Genomic DNA, 14921 nt, shown 5'->3' with positions numbered 1-14921 from the left:
TGTCTTAGCTCCGCAGTTGTGCCCGGGAGCCAGGGGAGGGGATCAGCGGCGCCCGCCGACACCGGCCCGACGAAGGCGGTCGGCGATGAGGATGCCGAGGGCGGTACCGGCGACACAGCTGGCGATCGTCAGGACGAAGAAGAGCACCCGTACGGCGAGGGTGAACGTGCCGAGGTCGAACGAGGCCCACGTGAGCAGGGGATACACGACGCCCACGACGACAGCTCCCACGTAGTGCAGCCAGGTGCCCCAGTACCGCCACATCACGAACAGGAACGGCAGCTCCGTGAATGCCGCCCACCACAGGTTCGTAGCCACGCTGCCGAAGCCGTAGCCCGAGAAGGGCACGATGACGAGGCCGGAGAGGAGCCCGACGAGGATCCCGACGAGAGGCTTCCGCAGCAGGCGGAGCGCGACCACCGACGGCAGCAGCCAGAGCCCGGCGAGAGCCACGCTGACGAGTGAAAGCCCGGGGAACAGCATCGTCGAGACCCAGTTCGCCGGGGCGAGCAGCAGACCGCCGGCGACGCCGAGTGCGGCGCAGGTCAGCAGGATGGCGGTCGGGAACCGGAACCGCCGCGAACGCGAGGTCGGAGTCTCCGCCGAAGAGGGCGCAGAACCGAGCGGCGCCTCCGCACCGCTCACGCGAGAGGCTCCGCGGCGGCCTCGCGGGCGGCCTTCGAGGCGGGGGAGGCGGCGCCGATCTTCCAGTAGCCGCAGAAGCTGACGGCGTTCTTGTCCACGCCGCGCTCGCCGACGAGCTGCTTGCGGACGCCGGAGGCCAGGGCCTGCTCGCCGGCCGCGTACGCGTGGAACGGAGCATCGGGCAGAGCGGTGCGAGCGAGGGCGTCCAGGGCGAGAACCCCGGGCGGGATCTCGTGCGGCCGCACGATCCACACCACGCCGAGCCCCGACGGATGCGCGAACTCCAGGGCGTCCTCCGCGGACGGGACCTCGATGATCGCCGTGCCCGCGGCGTCGGCCGGCAGGGAGACGCTGATCGACGCGATCGCAGGGAGGGCGGTCTCGTCGCCCACGAGCACCACCCGGTCGGTGCCCCGCTCGGGGTTGAACGTCAGGCCCTCGTCGATGATGAGGACGTGCTCGCCGGGGGCGCAGGTCTCCGCCCATCGGGAGGCCGGACCGGCGGTGCCGTCGGCCGCCGAGCCGTGCAGCACGAAGTCGACGTCGAGCTCGGCGCCGGTCTCGGGCGTGGCCGGGCGGTACGCGCGCACGGTGTAGTTGCGCATCACGGGGCGCTCGCCGTCGGGGATGCGGAGGAACTTCAGATACCCGAACATCCGGTTCGCCTTGGCGGGCACCCGCTCGAGCCCGGCCTCCCCGCCGATCGGCAGGAACAGCCGGAACCACTGGTCGTAGCCCATCGGACGGAAGCGGTCGATCTCGCCGCCGCCCAGGGTCACCCGCACCCAGTGCGGCGCGAGCCGTTCGGTGCGGAGCACGGTGAGGTGCAGGAGCTCGGCCGTCTCCGGCTTGACCATCTTGCTGAATGCCATGCGGGCGCCTTTCAGGGGAGCTGCCAGGGGAAGAAGACGACGAAGATCGCGGCCGACACGGCGAGCATCGCCACGGTGAAGACGGTGTCCCTCGTGCGGAACGGCACGAGGTGCCGCTCGGTCCGCGTCGGATGCGCACCGAACGCCCGGGAGTCCATCGCGAGGGCGACGCGCTCCGCATGCCGGATGGCACCCGCGAGCAGCGGGACGATGTACCCCCAGCCGCGGGCGATCCGTGCGAAGGGGCCGCGGCCGCCGTGGTAACCGCGCACCCGGTGCGCGGCGCGGATGACGGCGAGCTCGTGCCCGAACCGGGGCACGAAGCGGAAGGCGGCCAGGGCCGTGTACCCGATGCGGTACGGCACGCGCAGCTGCTGCACGCTCGCACGCACGAGATCGGAGCCGCTGGTGGTGAGGCCGCCGACGAGCGCGAGCGCGACGATCGATCCGAGCCGGAGCGCCGTAGCGAACCCGATGAGGAGGGCACCGCCGTAGAGGGTCCAGTCGCCGATCGTCACGACGGGGGTGGTGTCGGCGACCAGGGCCGCGTCGACCCACAGCGAGAAGCCGACGCCGATCGCGAGCATGCCCGCGGGAAGACCGAGCAGGAGCAGCGCGAGGAGGCGCCCCGTCACCCGCGCCCCGATGAGGATGAGGGCGTAGGCGAGCACGAGGAAGGCAGCGGGGGTGGCCAGGTCCCGCACGAAGACGAGGAGCAGCATGGCGGGGGCGAACCCGGCGACCTTCGCCAGCGGGTTGAGGCCGTAGAGGAACTGCCGCCGCGAGGTGGCCGTGAGCGGTGCGTACGGATCGAGCGTGGTCATCGTCATGGCGACACCTCCCACCCGGCCGCGGTGAGCACACGCTGCAACGCGGGGACGCGCAGGCCGGCGGAGGGGAGGATCGCGGGATCGGCGAACAGTGCCGCCGTCGGACCGGCGGCCCGCACCCGCCCGTCGGCGAGGACGACCGTGTCGGTGGCGTGCTCGGCGACGAGCTGCAGGTCGTGCGTGACGATGACCACGGTCGTGCCGTCCGCCCGCAGGCTCTCCAGCAAATGCAGGAGCTCGGCGGCTCGGGCCCGGTCCTGCCCGAACGTGGGCTCGTCGAGGGCGAGGACGGGGGGACGGGTGATGAGGGCGGTGCCCACGGAGAGCCGTCGCTTCTCGCCGCCGGAGAGGAGGAACGGATGCACGTCGGCCTTGTGCGTCAGCCCGAACCGCTCCAGCATCTCCGCCACCCGCGTGCGGACCTCGTCGTCCGGCACCTGGCGCAGCCGGAGCCCGTGGGCGAGCTCGTCGAACACGGTGGCGGCGATGAACTGGTGCTCCGGGTTCTGGAACACGAAGCCGATGCGCGCCGCGAGCTCCCGAGGGGAGGCCGTCCCTGGGTCGATGCCGTCGACGGAGACCCGACCTCTCGGCGGCGGCACGACCCCGGCGAGAGCCTGGATCAGCGTCGTCTTGCCCGCCCCGTTCGCCCCGACGATCGCGGTGAGGCTCCCGACGGCGATGTCGAGGTCGACCCCGTGCAGGATCTCGGTGCGGCGCCGTGTGACCGTGAGGCCGCGGGCCCGGATGATGGGCTCCCAGTCGGCGGGGCGAGGGTCGCCGACCGGCACCGAGGACGCGGCGCCGGGGCCGGGAGGCAGTGCGGCGGCCAGCGCCTCGGGCGTCAGCGGCAGCGGGTCGAGGACGATCCCCCGGTCGCGGAGGCGGAGCGCGGCGAGCGTCGCGGCGGGCAGCCAGACCCCCATCGCCACGAGCTCGTCGGCATGCGCGCGGATGGTCTCGGCCGCCGGACCGTCGAAGACCACCCGGCCCTCGCGGTCGAGCACGATGGTGCGCGTGACGAAACGCATCGCGGCGTCGAGGTTGTGCTCGACGAGGAGGATGGCGCGATCTCCGGCGGCCACGACCTCGGTCAGCGCCGCGTACACGTCGTCGATCCCCTGGGGGTCGAGGTTCGCGGTCGGCTCGTCCAGCACGATGAGAGGCGAGCCCATCGCGAGGGCGCAGGCGATGGCGAGACGCTGCCGCCCGCCGCCGGACAGGTGGTCGGGGTTGTCGTCGCGGCGCTCCCACAGGCCGACGCGCCGCAGCGCCTCCTCCACGCGGGCGCGCACGGTCTCCACCGGGAGGAGGAGGTTCTCCGGGCCGAAGGCCACCTCGTCGTACACCGTCCCTGTGACGATCTGCGCGTCCGGATCCTGGAAGACCATGGCGACGTGCGTGCTGAGCGTCGCGGTGTGCGCGGTGGTCGTGTCGACGCCTCCGGTCTCGACGGTGCCGGTCATCGTCGCGGGGAGCGCGTGCGGGATGAGGCCGTTGAGGGCGAGCGTGAGCGTCGACTTCCCGGAACCGGACGGGCCGAGCAGCAGCACGACCTCGCCGGGATCGATGTCGAAGGTCACGTCACGGGGCGACGGGTGCGCGGCATCCGCGTGGGTGAGGGTCAGCTCGCGCACGCGGAGGAGGGGTGCGGATGGGCGCACGGCACGTCCCTGGCTCGACGGAGGGTGTGCCTCTAACTTAGCTGAGCCTTACCTGTGCTGCCAGCGGGGCCCGTGCGCGATCAGCGGCGCGCGACCCCGGCGGTGCGCAGCGCCGAACCGATGGCGAGGCCGATCGCCGTCCAGGCCACAGGACCGAGCACGGAGATCGCCAGGTACAGCAGCTGGGCCCACAGCGGCATGACCGCGAGGTTCGCCGCGAAGAACACCGCGACCGCCACGACGCCGCCGATCACGACCGCCGAGACGAAGAACCGCCAGGCGCCCCAGGAGCGATAGCGGGTGAGGGCGGCGACACCCTCCTGGATGAGGCCGAAGAGCAGCGCGGTGCCGATGAACCGCAGCGACCACGCCGGGTTGAAGGCGCTCGCGATGAGGGCGGCGAACACGTGCGTGATGAGCGCCACGAACGGCAGCCGCAGCACCTCCTGCGCGATGATGCCCGGCAGCACGTGCGAGCCCAGCACGAGGCCGTAGAGGAACAGCAGCGGGCTGGCCAGGAGGAGGGGAGTGACCCATCCGGCGATGCCGCCGAGGATGCCCGTGGCGACACCGATCGCCGCGCAGATCAGCAGCACTCTGGTCGACAGGACGGAGGTTCGGGCCACGTCTCCAGCCTACTGGCGACATTCGGAGAGTCGGCCGCCGTCCATCCTGACCGATCGGCACGATCGAGGGCGACCATCGTTCAGTTCTCGATCCGGCGCCGAACGGCGGGGCTATCGTGAGCCGCGGTGCGGCGACGACGCGGCATCGGGATCATCGGATCATCAGGAGCGAGATATGGGTCGAACACCCCTTCGGATCGCAGCAGCCACCACCCTGGCGACGCTGTTCATCGCATCGACGGCAACCGCAGGCCACGCAGCGACCGGGGAGGTGACGCACCCCGTTCCGGTCGCGGGGACCCCCGGGCACTACATCGTGATCATGAAGGCCGATCCCCTCGCCAGCTACGAAGGCGACGTCAAGGGCCTGAAGGCGACGAAGCCCGACGAGGGCGAGCAGCTCGAGACGCAGTCGCAGGACGCGCGGCGCTACGTCAAGCACCTCGAGTCGGAGCAGAAGAGCCTCATCAACGACGTCGGCGTCACCCCGGACACGACCTACCAGGTGGTGCTCAACGGTTTCAGCGCCGACCTCTCGGGTGAGCAGGTGGACCAGCTCCGCGCCTCGAAGGACGTCCTCGGGGTGTATCCCGACGAGATCCGTCACCCCGACGCGCAGACCTCGACCGACTACCTCGGCCTCGGCGACGACCGCAAGGGCCGCGGTGGGGTGTGGCAGCAGACCGGAGGCGTGAAGAAGGCGGGCGAGGGCGTCGTGGTCGGCGTGATCGACACCGGCATCGCGCCCGAGCACCCCTCGTTCGAGGGCAAGAAGCTCAAGCAGCAGAAGAAGCAGAACAGTCGGCACAAGGGCACGGACCCGTACACCGACGGCACCTACGTCTACTTCGACAAGTCCGACGGCGGACAGTTCCGCGGCGCGATGGTCGATGGTCAGGACTGGGACGAGCGCGACTACTCGACGAAGCTCATCGGCGGGCAGTACTTCTTCGCGGGAGCCCAGGCGGCCGGGTTCGACTTCCAGTACGACTACCTCTCCCCGCGCGACGGCGACGGTCACGGCTCGCACACGGCGAGCACCGCCGCGGGCAACTTCGGAGTGGACGCCGAGGTCGAGGGTGTCGACTTCGGAACGGTCTCCGGTGTCGCGCCCGGGGCGAAGGTCGCGGCCTACAAGGCCTGCTACGTCGGCCCGGACACGACCGTGACGACGGATGACATCTGTGCTCTGAGCGACCTCGTGGCCGCGATCGATCAGGCCGTGGCGGACGGTGTCGACGTGATCAACTACTCGATCGGCGGCGGCGCCGCGAGCACCGTGATGGCTCCCGAAGACCTCGCGTTCCTCAACGCCGCGGCCGCCGGTGTCTTCGTCGCGACCAGCGCCGGCAACGACGGCCCCGATCCGGTCACCGCCGACCACGCCTCGCCGTGGTACACGACGGTCGCCGCCTCCACCATCCCGACGTGGGAGGGCACCGTGCAGTTCGACGGCTTCGAGCAGGCCGGGGCCTCGGTGACCGTCCCGTTCGGTGAGAGCGTCTCCGGACCCTCCATCGCCGCCGTGGATGCCGCGGCGCCCGGTGCGGCGGATGCGCAGCTGTGCCTGCCGGGCACCCTCGACCCGGCGAAGGTCGCCGGACACATCGTGGTCTGCGACCGCGGCGGCAACGCCCGCGCGGAGAAGTCCCAGGTCGTGAAGGACGCCGGGGGCATCGGCATGGTCCTGGTGAACGTGCCCGGCGGCGCGGATTCCCTCGACAACGACTTCCACGCGGTGCCGACCGTGCACCTGAACGCCGTGCACCGTGCGGCCGTGCTCGCCTACGTGCAGGGCGGCGTCGATCGGCCGATCACCCTCGTCGGTGAGAACACCACCGGTGTGACCACGCCGACCCCGCAGATCGCGGGCTTCTCGAGCCGCGGACCGGTCCTCGCCGACGGCACCGACGTCCTCAAGCCGGACATCGCCGCTCCGGGAGTGGCGATCCTCGCCGCCACACACAACGCCCCGGGTGAGGACCCGACCTTCGGCATCCTCTCCGGGACGTCGATGGCCTCCCCGCACATCGCCGGCCTCGGTGCGCTGTACCTCGGGGAGCACCCGCGGGCGACCCCGGGCGAGATCCGGTCGGCCCTGATGACGACCGCCTCCGACACCGTGCTCCCCGACGGCTCGAAGAACACGAACCCGTTCGAGCAGGGTGCCGGACAGGTCGATGCGACGCGGTTCCTGAACCCCGGTCTGCTCTACCTGAACGGCTTCAAGGACTGGGCGGCGTTCCTCGACGGGAAGGGGCTGTCGGACTTCCCCGGCATCGACCCCATCGACGGCAGCGATCTGAACCAGGCATCGATCTCGATCGGGTCCCTGGCCAGCGCGCAGACCGTCACCCGCTCGGTCACCTCGACCGAGAAGGGCGTGTTCACGGCGAAGGCCTCCGTCCCCGGCGTGAACGTCACCGTCACGCCGTCCCAGCTCTCCTTCGACAAGCCGGGGCAGACGAAGACCTTCACGGTCACGTTCGACAGCACCACCGCGCCGGTCGAGCAGTGGGCCACGGGGTCGCTCACCTGGACGAGCAAGAAGAACACGGTGCGCTCGCCGATCGCGGTGTTCCCGGTCACGGCGGATGCCCCGGCCGAGATCACCGGCAGCGGCGTCGACGGCAGCACGACCGTCGACATCACCCCCGGCCTCGACGGCGATCTGGCGCTGGGCGTCTCGGGTCTCACGCCGTTCCAGCTCCTCAGCGACCCGGACAACCCCGTCGAGGGGCACTCGGGCAACGAGAACTCGGGCGACGCGAACAAGGACGTGTCCTGGATCGTCGACGTGCCGGAGGGCTCCACGCTCTCGCGCTTCGACCTCGACTCGTCCGACGACGAGGGCAGCGATCTCGACCTCACCGTCTACCGGGTCGTGAGCCCCGACGACCTGCGCTACTACGAGCGCTGGCAGTCGGCGACGGGCTCGGCCGACGAGCAGGTGACGATCCCCGCACCGACCGCGGGCACCTACCTCGTCGTCGCCAACGTGTACGCGACCACCGGGCCGATGACGTGGGACATGACCCACGCCTCCGTGCTGCCGGACGGGGAGGGGTCGTTCACCGCGACGCCGAACCCGATCGCCGCGGTCCGCGGGGAGAAGACGAGCTACGAGCTGAGCTGGACCGGTCTGACCGCCGGGACCCGCTACCTCGGACTCGTCCAGTACGGCGACTCGGCCGTGCGCACCGTGGTGACGGTCACGACGCCCGCGGATGCCGCGCCGACGCCGACTCCCGCGCCGAAGCCGTCGCCGACTCCCGAGCCGACGCCGACCCCGGATCCGACCACGACCCCGGAGCCGACTCCGGAGCCGACCGCGCCTCCGGAGACCGACGCCCCCGGGTGATCCGGGAACGGTTGCACGACCCGGTCACGGCCGCACGAGGGAATCCCTCGTGCGGCCGTGCCGTCGTCTCCGGGTCGTGCAGACGGGGCGGGGGCGCAGATCGTCCGGGCCTCCGTTCGTCGCACGACCCCCGCCGCTCGTCGCAGCGTCCTCGGATCCGGGCATGACGGCGGGACGCACTCCCTACCGTGGGGAGACGCAATGATGCGCCCCCAGAGGAGAACCCCATGACCGCACCTTCGTCGCGCCGCCGCGACGGCGCCGGGCTCGTCGACGACGACCCCGTCATCGAGACCGACCCGAACCTCCCACCCGTCGCCCTCTCCGCGGAGCACGAGGCGAAGAGCCGCCGCTGGACCCTGCCGAAGATCCTGCTGTGGACGGCCATCGCCCTCCTCGGCGGCGTCGCCTGGGTGATGCTCGCCATCGTGCGCGGCGAGACCGTGAACGCGATGTGGTTCGTGTTCGCCGCCGTGTGCACCTACCTGATCGGCTACCGCTTCTACTCCAAGGTCATCGAGAGGTACATCACCCGCCCCGACGACCGCCGGGCCACGCCCGCCGAGGTGAAGCAGGACGGCAAGGACTACGTCCCCACCGACCGCCGGGTGCTCTACGGTCACCACTTCGCCGCCATCGCCGGCGCCGGACCGCTCGTCGGCCCCGTGCTCGCGGCGCAGATGGGGTACCTCCCCGGCACCATCTGGATCATCGTGGGCGTCGTGCTCGCGGGAGCCGTGCAGGACTACACGGTGCTCTTCTTCTCGATGCGGCGCGGCGGCCGGACCATCGGCCAGATGGCGCGGCAGGAGCTCGGCAAGATCGGCGGCACTGCGGCGATCATCGCCTCGCTGCTCATCATGCTCATCATCGTCGCGATCCTCGCGCTCGTCGTCGTGAACGCCCTCGGCGAGAGCCCGTGGGGCGTCTTCTCCGTCGCGATGACCATCCCGATCGCCCTCTTCATGGGCGTGTACCTGCGCTATCTGCGCCCGGGCAAGGTGACCGAGGTCTCGATCATCGGCTTCGTGCTGCTCATGGCCGCCATCATCGGCGGCGGCTGGGTCGCCGGCACCGAGTGGGGCCAGGCGATCTTCCACCTCGACCGCACCACGATCGCGTGGGGCATCATCATCTACGGCTTCATCGCCGCGGTGCTGCCGGTCTGGCTGCTGCTCGCGCCCCGCGACTACCTCTCCACGTTCATGAAGATCGGCGTCATCGTGATGCTCGCCGGCGCGATCGTCCTCGTGCGTCCGGAGATCTCGGTCCCCGCGGTCAGCATCTTCGGCGAGAACGGCATGGGCCCGGTGTTCGCCGGTCCGCTCTTCCCCTTCCTCTTCGTGACGATCGCGTGCGGCGCGTTGTCCGGATTCCACGCGCTGATCGCGTCGGGCACGACCCCGAAGCTCGTCGAGAAGGAGCGGCAGACCCGGTTCATCGGCTACGGCGGCATGCTCATGGAGTCGTTCGTCGCGATCATGGCCCTCGTCGCCGCGATCTCGATCGACCAGGGCATCTACTTCGCCATGAACGCCCCGGCCGCCGCGACCGGGGGCACCGTGGAAGGAGCGGTCGCCTTCGTGAACTCGCTCGGGCTCACCGGGGTGAACCTCACGCCCGACATGCTCACCGGCACGGCGGCGGCGGTCGGCGAGGAGTCGATCGTCTCGCGCACGGGTGGCGCTCCCACGCTCGCGCTCGGCCTCGCGCACATCATGCAGCAGGCCCTCGGCGGACAGGCGCTCATGGCGTTCTGGTACCACTTCGCGATCATGTTCGAGGCCCTGTTCATCCTCACGGCGGTGGACGCCGGAACCCGGGTCGCCCGCTTCATGCTGCAGGACTCGATCGGCGCCTGGTTCCCGAAGTTCCGCGACGTCTCCTGGCGTCCCGGGGTGTGGATCTGCACCGCGATCATGGTGGCCGGCTGGGGAGCGATCCTCATCCTCGGCGTCACCGACCCGCTCGGCGGCATCAACACGTTCTTCCCGCTGTTCGGCATCGCGAACCAGCTCCTCGCGGCGATCGCGCTCGCCGTGGTGCTGGCCATCGTCGCCAAGCGCGGTCGCAGCTATTTCCGGTGGCTGTGGATCATCGCGCTGCCGCTCGCGTTCACCGCGGTCGTCACCATCACGGCCTCGCTCTACAAGATCTTCTCGCCGGTGCCGGCGATCGGATACTGGGCGAACCACTTCCGCTACCTGGAGGCGCTGAACTCCGGTGACACCACGCTCGGCGCGCCGGAGGTGCTGCAGGCCGTCATCCGCAACACCGCGGTGCAGGGCACGCTGTCGATCATCTTCGTGGAGCTCGCGATCATCGTCATCGTCATGGCCGTCATCGCGACCGTGAAGGCGATCCGCAACGGCGGCGGCGAGAACACCGAGGACCCGCCCGTGCCGTCCCGCCGCTTCGCCCCGGCCGGGTTCCTCCCCGACGCGGAGGAGCGCGAGCTGGAGAAGCAGTGGGAGCCGATCCTCGCCGAAGAGCGCGCGGCGGCACGGCACTGAGATGACCTCCACGGTGGATCGGACGGATGCCGCGACCTCCCCGCTGCGGGCGCTGTGGAGCGCCCTCGGCCGGGTCGGCCGCGGCATCCGCTGGTACATGACGACGCTGATGGGCGACACCGCGTACGCCACGTACGTCGCCCATCACCGTCGGCATCATCCGGACGAGGAGCCGCTGACGGAGCGGCAGTTCTGGCGTCAGCGGATGGACGACCAGGACCGCAATCCCGGTGCCCGCTGCTGCTGACCCTGCCTGCGCGTCCCTAGGCTGAGCGCATGAACGACGTCGTCCTCGCCGCGATCCTCGGCGCGCTCGGCGGCATCGCCCTCACGGCGCTGCTGCTGCTCGCCCGGCGGTTCGCCCGCGGCTCGGCCGACCTCGGCAGCGAGGCGGAGCAGGGGGCGCTGCGGGCGCTGCATCAGGCGAGTCTCGCCGCCCCGCACCTCCGCGGAGGACTGGCCGGCCCGGATGCGGTCAAGGCCGCCCGGCACCTGCGGACTCTTCTAGGCAGCGCCGCGGTCGCCATCGTCGGCGAGGACGATACGGTCACCCTCGACGGTGCCGCGGACGGGCTCGAATCCGCCGCCGTGCGCATCGCCGCCCAGGTGCGCGCGTCCGGGCGGCGGCAGGTGTTCCCCGCGCCCTCTCGGACGGACGACCTGGAGGCGGTCGGCGCGCCCATCCTCGTCGACGGGGTGCCGGTCGGGGTGGTCGTCGCCTTCGCGTCCCCGGTGCGGGCCGCGCTCGTGCGGGCGGCGGAGGAGGTGGCCGACTGGTGTGCGGCGCAGGTCGAGCTCGGCGGACTCGAGGCTTCCCGCACCCAGCTCGCCGAGGCGGAGCTCCGGGCTCTGCGTGCGCAGATCTCCCCCCACTTCATCTACAACGCCCTCACCGCGATCGCCTCGTTCATCACGACCGACCCGGACCGGGCCCGTGACCTCGTGCTCGAGTTCGCCGACTTCACCCGCTACTCCTTCCGCCGGCACGGGGAGTTCACCACGCTCGCGGAGGAGCTGGGCAGCATCCACTCCTACCTCGAACTGGAGCGCGCGCGGTTCGGCGATCGCCTGCGGGTGACGCTGCAGATCGCGCCGGAGACGCTCGCGACGGTCATCCCCTTCCTCTCCGTGCAGCCGCTCGTGGAGAACGCCGTGCGGCATGGCCTGGAGCCGGGAGAGGGCGGGGGCGAGATCCGCATCACCTCCCGCGACGACGGCACGCACACCGAGATCCTCGTGGAGGACGACGGCGTCGGCATGGACCCGGACGGCCTGCGCGCGCTGCTCACGGCGCGCGAGGAGGGCGGTCACGTGGGTCTCCGCAACGTCGACACCCGGCTTCGCCAGGTCTACGGCAGCGGGGGTGGTCTGGTCGTCGAGACCAACGCCGGCGCGGGTACCCTGGTGCGCATGCGAGTCCCGAAATCGCAGCCCCTCCACGACCCGGACGACGACTGAGGAGCGGCATGATCGACGTCCTCGTCGCCGACGACGAGCAGCCGGCCCTCGATGAGCTCGTGCACCTGCTGCGTGCCGACCCGCGCATCGGCGAGATCCTCACCGCGGCAAACGGCGCCGACGCGCTGCGTCAGCTCTCCGCGCGTGCGGTGCGGATCGCGTTCCTCGACATCCACATGCCGGGCCTGCTCGGCACCGAGCTCGCCCGCGCGCTCCTCGGTCTCGCGGAGCCGCCCGCGGTCGTTTTCGTCACCGCCGACGAGGCCCGTGCGGTCGAGGCGTTCGAGCTGCGCGCGGCGGACTACCTCCTCAAGCCGGTCCGGCGGGAACGCCTGCGCAGCGCCGTGGACCGGGTGATCGAGCAGGAGGCCGCACCGCGCGGCGAGGACGAGGTGCTGCCGGTGACCGTGGGCGCGTCCGTGCGGTTCGTCCGGCGCAGCGACGTGCGCTGGGTGCAGGCGCAGGGCGACTACGCGCGGCTGCACACGGAGGACGACGGGCCCGGCCACCTCGTGCGCATCCCGCTCTCCGAGCTCGAGGCCCGGTGGGCGCCGGCGGGATTCCTCCGCATCCACCGTTCCACGCTCGTCCGGATCGCCGCGGTGACCGAGGCGCGGCTCTCGGGTGGGGAACCCGGCGTCGTCGTCGGCACGGCCGTGCTGCCGGTGAGCAGAAGGCTCGTCGCGACGGTGCGGGAGGCGCTCGTGCGGGGGGAGGGAACCGGATGACCGAGGCGCCGAAGCGGGTGCGGGTCACCGCGGACACCCCGCCGCGCCGCTCCGCCGCCGCCACGCGGGGGATCGCGCTGCCCGGCGCACCGGTCGCGGAGGCCGATGCCGTCTACGCCCGTGCCCTGATGCGCAGCCAGCTCCGGCTCGCGCTGGGCACCGTCGCCGGCTTCGTGGTGGTCGTCGTCGCCCTGGCGCTCGGGATCGCGCTCATCCCCGAGGTCGACGCCGTCGTCCTCGGCGGGCTGCCGCTGTCGTGGCTGCTCCAGGCCTTCGCGTTCTACCCGGTGATCCTCGTGTTCGCGGTGCTGTATGTGCGCACGGCGGTCCGCAACGAGCGGCGGTACCGCGCCCTGCGGGACCGCGAGTGAACGCCGTGCTCGACCTCGTCGGGGTCGCCCTGGTCGTGATCGCCACCCTCCTCATCGGCGTGTACGGGCTGCGCGTGTCGCGCACGACGAGCGACTTCTTCGTGGCGTCGCGGACGGTGCGCCCGGTCTGGAACGCCTCGGCCATCAGCGGCGAGTACCTCTCCGCGGGCACCTTCCTCGGCCTCTCCGGGCTCGTGCTGCTGGACGGCGCCCGCGGCTTCTGGTTCCCCATCGGGTACGCCGCGGGGTACCTGCTCGTGCTCGTGTTCGTGGCCGCGCCCCTGCGCCGGAGCGGGGCGTACACGATCCCCGACTTCGTCGAGGCCCGGCTCGACTCGACCGCCGCGCGCCGTGTCACCAGCCTCGCGGTGCTCATCATCGGCTGGCTCTACATCGTGCCGCAGCTGCACGGCGCGGGCATCACGCTCGTCGTGGTCGCCGGGCTGCCGGAGTGGGTCGGCGCCGTGACGATCGCGGTGCTCGTGGCGGCGGCGGTCGCGGCGGGCGGCATGCGTGCGATCACCTTCGTGCAGGCCTTCCAGTACTGGCTCAAGCTCACGGCGCTCCTCGTGCCGGTGGTGTGCATCGCGTTCGCCCTGAGCGGCGGGCCGCACGACTTCGATCCCGCGCTCGTCTTCCCCGCCGAGGCCGGGCCGTCCGGTTTCGACGCCTACGAGACCGCGTCGCTGCTGCTCGCCCTGCTCCTCGGCACGATGGGGCTGCCGCACGTCCTGGTGCGGTTCTACACGAGCCCGACCGGAGCCTCCGCGCGGCGGACCACCGTGATCGTCATCGCCATGGTGAGCGCGTTCTACGCCGTGTCGAGCGCGATGGGGCTCCTGGCGCGGATCGCCGCCCCGGACCTCGCGCAGCCGGGGATCGCCGACACCGTGGTGCTGCAGCTCCCGTCGCGGGTGTTCCCTGGGCTCGCGGGTGAGCTGCTGACGGCGCTCATCGTCGCCGGAGCCTTCGCCGCGTTCCTGGCGACCTCGGCCGGGCTCGTGGTCTCGCTCGCGGGGGTCATCAGCCAGGACGTCTTCTCCGGCTCCGTGCGCTCCTTCCGGCTGTCCGCGGTGCTGTGCGCGCTCGTGCCGCTGGGGGTCGCGCTGCTCACGGTTCCCGCGGGGCTCGTGTCGAGCGTGGGGGTGGTGTTCGTCGTGGCGGCGTCGACGCTCTCGCCCGTGGTGCTGCTGGGTGTGTGGTGGCGTGGCCTCACCGCGCGCGGGGCGGTCGCGGGCATGGTGTGCGGCGGCGTCGCGACCGGGCTCGCCCTGCTCGTGCACGCCGCGGTGGACGGGGTCGGCGTCGCGGCGCCCTACCTCGCGCAGCCCGCCGCCTGGACGATACCGCTGGCGACCGGGGTCACGGTCGCCGTGTCGCTGCTCGACCCTCGTGGGCCCTCGCCCCGCACGGACCGCTTCCTCGCCCGCGTGCACACACCCGACCGCGCCTGAGCCTGCTTCTGCTTCCCGGACTCTGTCTCCTGGAACAGGCGTTCGCGCGGGTTCAGGCAGGTGAAAGCCCATCGAGCCTGAGCCGGCGCGAGTGCCTGAAGAGCGGGAAGGGTAGGTGTGGTCGGGCCACAGGACTCCGGCGCGGCGGCAGGCACTAGCGCGAGAACAGGCAGGGAGCACCAGGAGTGCCTGAACTGGTGTGGGTGCCTGAACTGGTGCGTCAGCGAGGTTGCGCGCGAGGGCAGGCAGTGGCGTGAGAACAGGCAGGGAGGATCAGGAGTGCCTGAACTGGCGTGGGTGCCTGAACTGGCGTGGGTGCCTGTTCGGACGCGTCAGCGGGATTGCGCGCGAGGGCAGGCAGTGACGTGAGAACAGGCAGGGAGCGTGGCGAGTGCCTGA

At 71.5% G+C, this 14921-nt stretch carries 12 protein-coding genes; 7 read left to right on the top strand and 5 right to left on the bottom strand.

Annotation, left to right across the window (positions count from 1 at the left end; translation table 11 throughout):
- Nucleotides 1-42: 42 nt before the first annotated feature.
- From AC2W7E_RS14035 to AC2W7E_RS14015, 5 genes are all read right to left on the bottom strand, one after another.
- Nucleotides 43-645 carry an ECF transporter S component gene (locus tag AC2W7E_RS14035; RefSeq protein WP_315106818.1) on the bottom strand — a complete coding sequence of 201 codons (603 nt, stop codon included), beginning with the start codon at nt 643-645 and terminating at the stop codon, nt 43-45.
- A complete protein-coding gene (locus AC2W7E_RS14030; protein ID WP_315106821.1) occupies nt 642-1517 on the bottom strand; it encodes a siderophore-interacting protein in 876 nt (291 codons plus the stop codon). Before AC2W7E_RS14030 ends, AC2W7E_RS14035 begins: the two co-directional genes overlap by 4 nt.
- 11 nt (nt 1518-1528) lie before the next feature.
- Nucleotides 1529-2347: an energy-coupling factor transporter transmembrane component T gene (locus tag AC2W7E_RS14025; protein ID WP_485989358.1), complete on the bottom strand. Its 819-nt coding sequence runs from the start codon at nt 2345-2347 to the stop codon at nt 1529-1531.
- Complete coding sequence (locus tag AC2W7E_RS14020) at nt 2344-4011, bottom strand: ABC transporter ATP-binding protein (RefSeq protein ID WP_485989357.1); 1668 nt, start codon at nt 4009-4011, stop codon at nt 2344-2346. Before AC2W7E_RS14020 ends, AC2W7E_RS14025 begins: the two co-directional genes overlap by 4 nt.
- 80 nt (nt 4012-4091) lie before the next feature.
- Nucleotides 4092-4637 carry an ECF transporter S component gene (locus AC2W7E_RS14015; RefSeq protein ID WP_126894284.1) on the bottom strand — a complete coding sequence of 182 codons (546 nt, stop codon included), beginning with the start codon at nt 4635-4637 and terminating at the stop codon, nt 4092-4094.
- 175 nt (nt 4638-4812) lie between these two features.
- On the opposite strand from AC2W7E_RS14015, the gene AC2W7E_RS14010 reads away from it, so the two are divergent.
- The 7 genes from AC2W7E_RS14010 to AC2W7E_RS13980 all read left to right on the top strand — a co-directional run bounded on the left by AC2W7E_RS14010 (nt 4813) and on the right by AC2W7E_RS13980 (nt 14522).
- On the top strand, nt 4813-7998 hold the full coding sequence (locus AC2W7E_RS14010) for a S8 family peptidase (RefSeq protein ID WP_485989356.1): 3186 nt from the start codon (nt 4813-4815) through the stop codon (nt 7996-7998).
- Between the two features lie 227 nt (nt 7999-8225).
- Nucleotides 8226-10511 (top strand): carbon starvation CstA family protein, encoded by a 2286-nt coding sequence (locus AC2W7E_RS14005; RefSeq protein WP_485989355.1) that lies wholly within the window; start codon nt 8226-8228, stop codon nt 10509-10511.
- Nucleotide 10512: 1 nt separating this feature from the next.
- The gene (locus AC2W7E_RS14000; protein WP_081811614.1) at nt 10513-10758 is read left to right on the top strand and encodes a YbdD/YjiX family protein; all 246 of its coding nucleotides are present in this window, start codon (nt 10513-10515) and stop codon (nt 10756-10758) included.
- Nucleotides 10759-10787: 29 nt separating this feature from the next.
- Nucleotides 10788-11969, top strand: a complete 1182-nt coding sequence (locus AC2W7E_RS13995; RefSeq protein ID WP_485989354.1) for a sensor histidine kinase — start codon at nt 10788-10790, stop codon at nt 11967-11969.
- Between the two features lie 8 nt (nt 11970-11977).
- Nucleotides 11978-12697 (top strand): LytR/AlgR family response regulator transcription factor, encoded by a 720-nt coding sequence (locus tag AC2W7E_RS13990; RefSeq protein WP_025104665.1) that lies wholly within the window; start codon nt 11978-11980, stop codon nt 12695-12697.
- Nucleotides 12694-13068 (top strand): hypothetical protein, encoded by a 375-nt coding sequence (locus AC2W7E_RS13985; protein ID WP_025104664.1) that lies wholly within the window; start codon nt 12694-12696, stop codon nt 13066-13068. Before AC2W7E_RS13990 ends, AC2W7E_RS13985 begins: the two co-directional genes overlap by 4 nt.
- Nucleotides 13065-14522 carry a sodium/solute symporter gene (locus tag AC2W7E_RS13980; RefSeq protein WP_378869387.1) on the top strand — a complete coding sequence of 486 codons (1458 nt, stop codon included), beginning with the start codon at nt 13065-13067 and terminating at the stop codon, nt 14520-14522. The genes AC2W7E_RS13985 and AC2W7E_RS13980 overlap by 4 nt, the downstream gene beginning before the upstream one ends.
- The last annotated feature ends 399 nt before the right edge of the window (nt 14523-14921 follow it).

The sequence above is a fragment of the Microbacterium sp. CFSPD4_SD4 genome, assembly GCF_057364585.1.
This window is presented reverse-complemented; position numbering and strand designations above follow the sequence as displayed.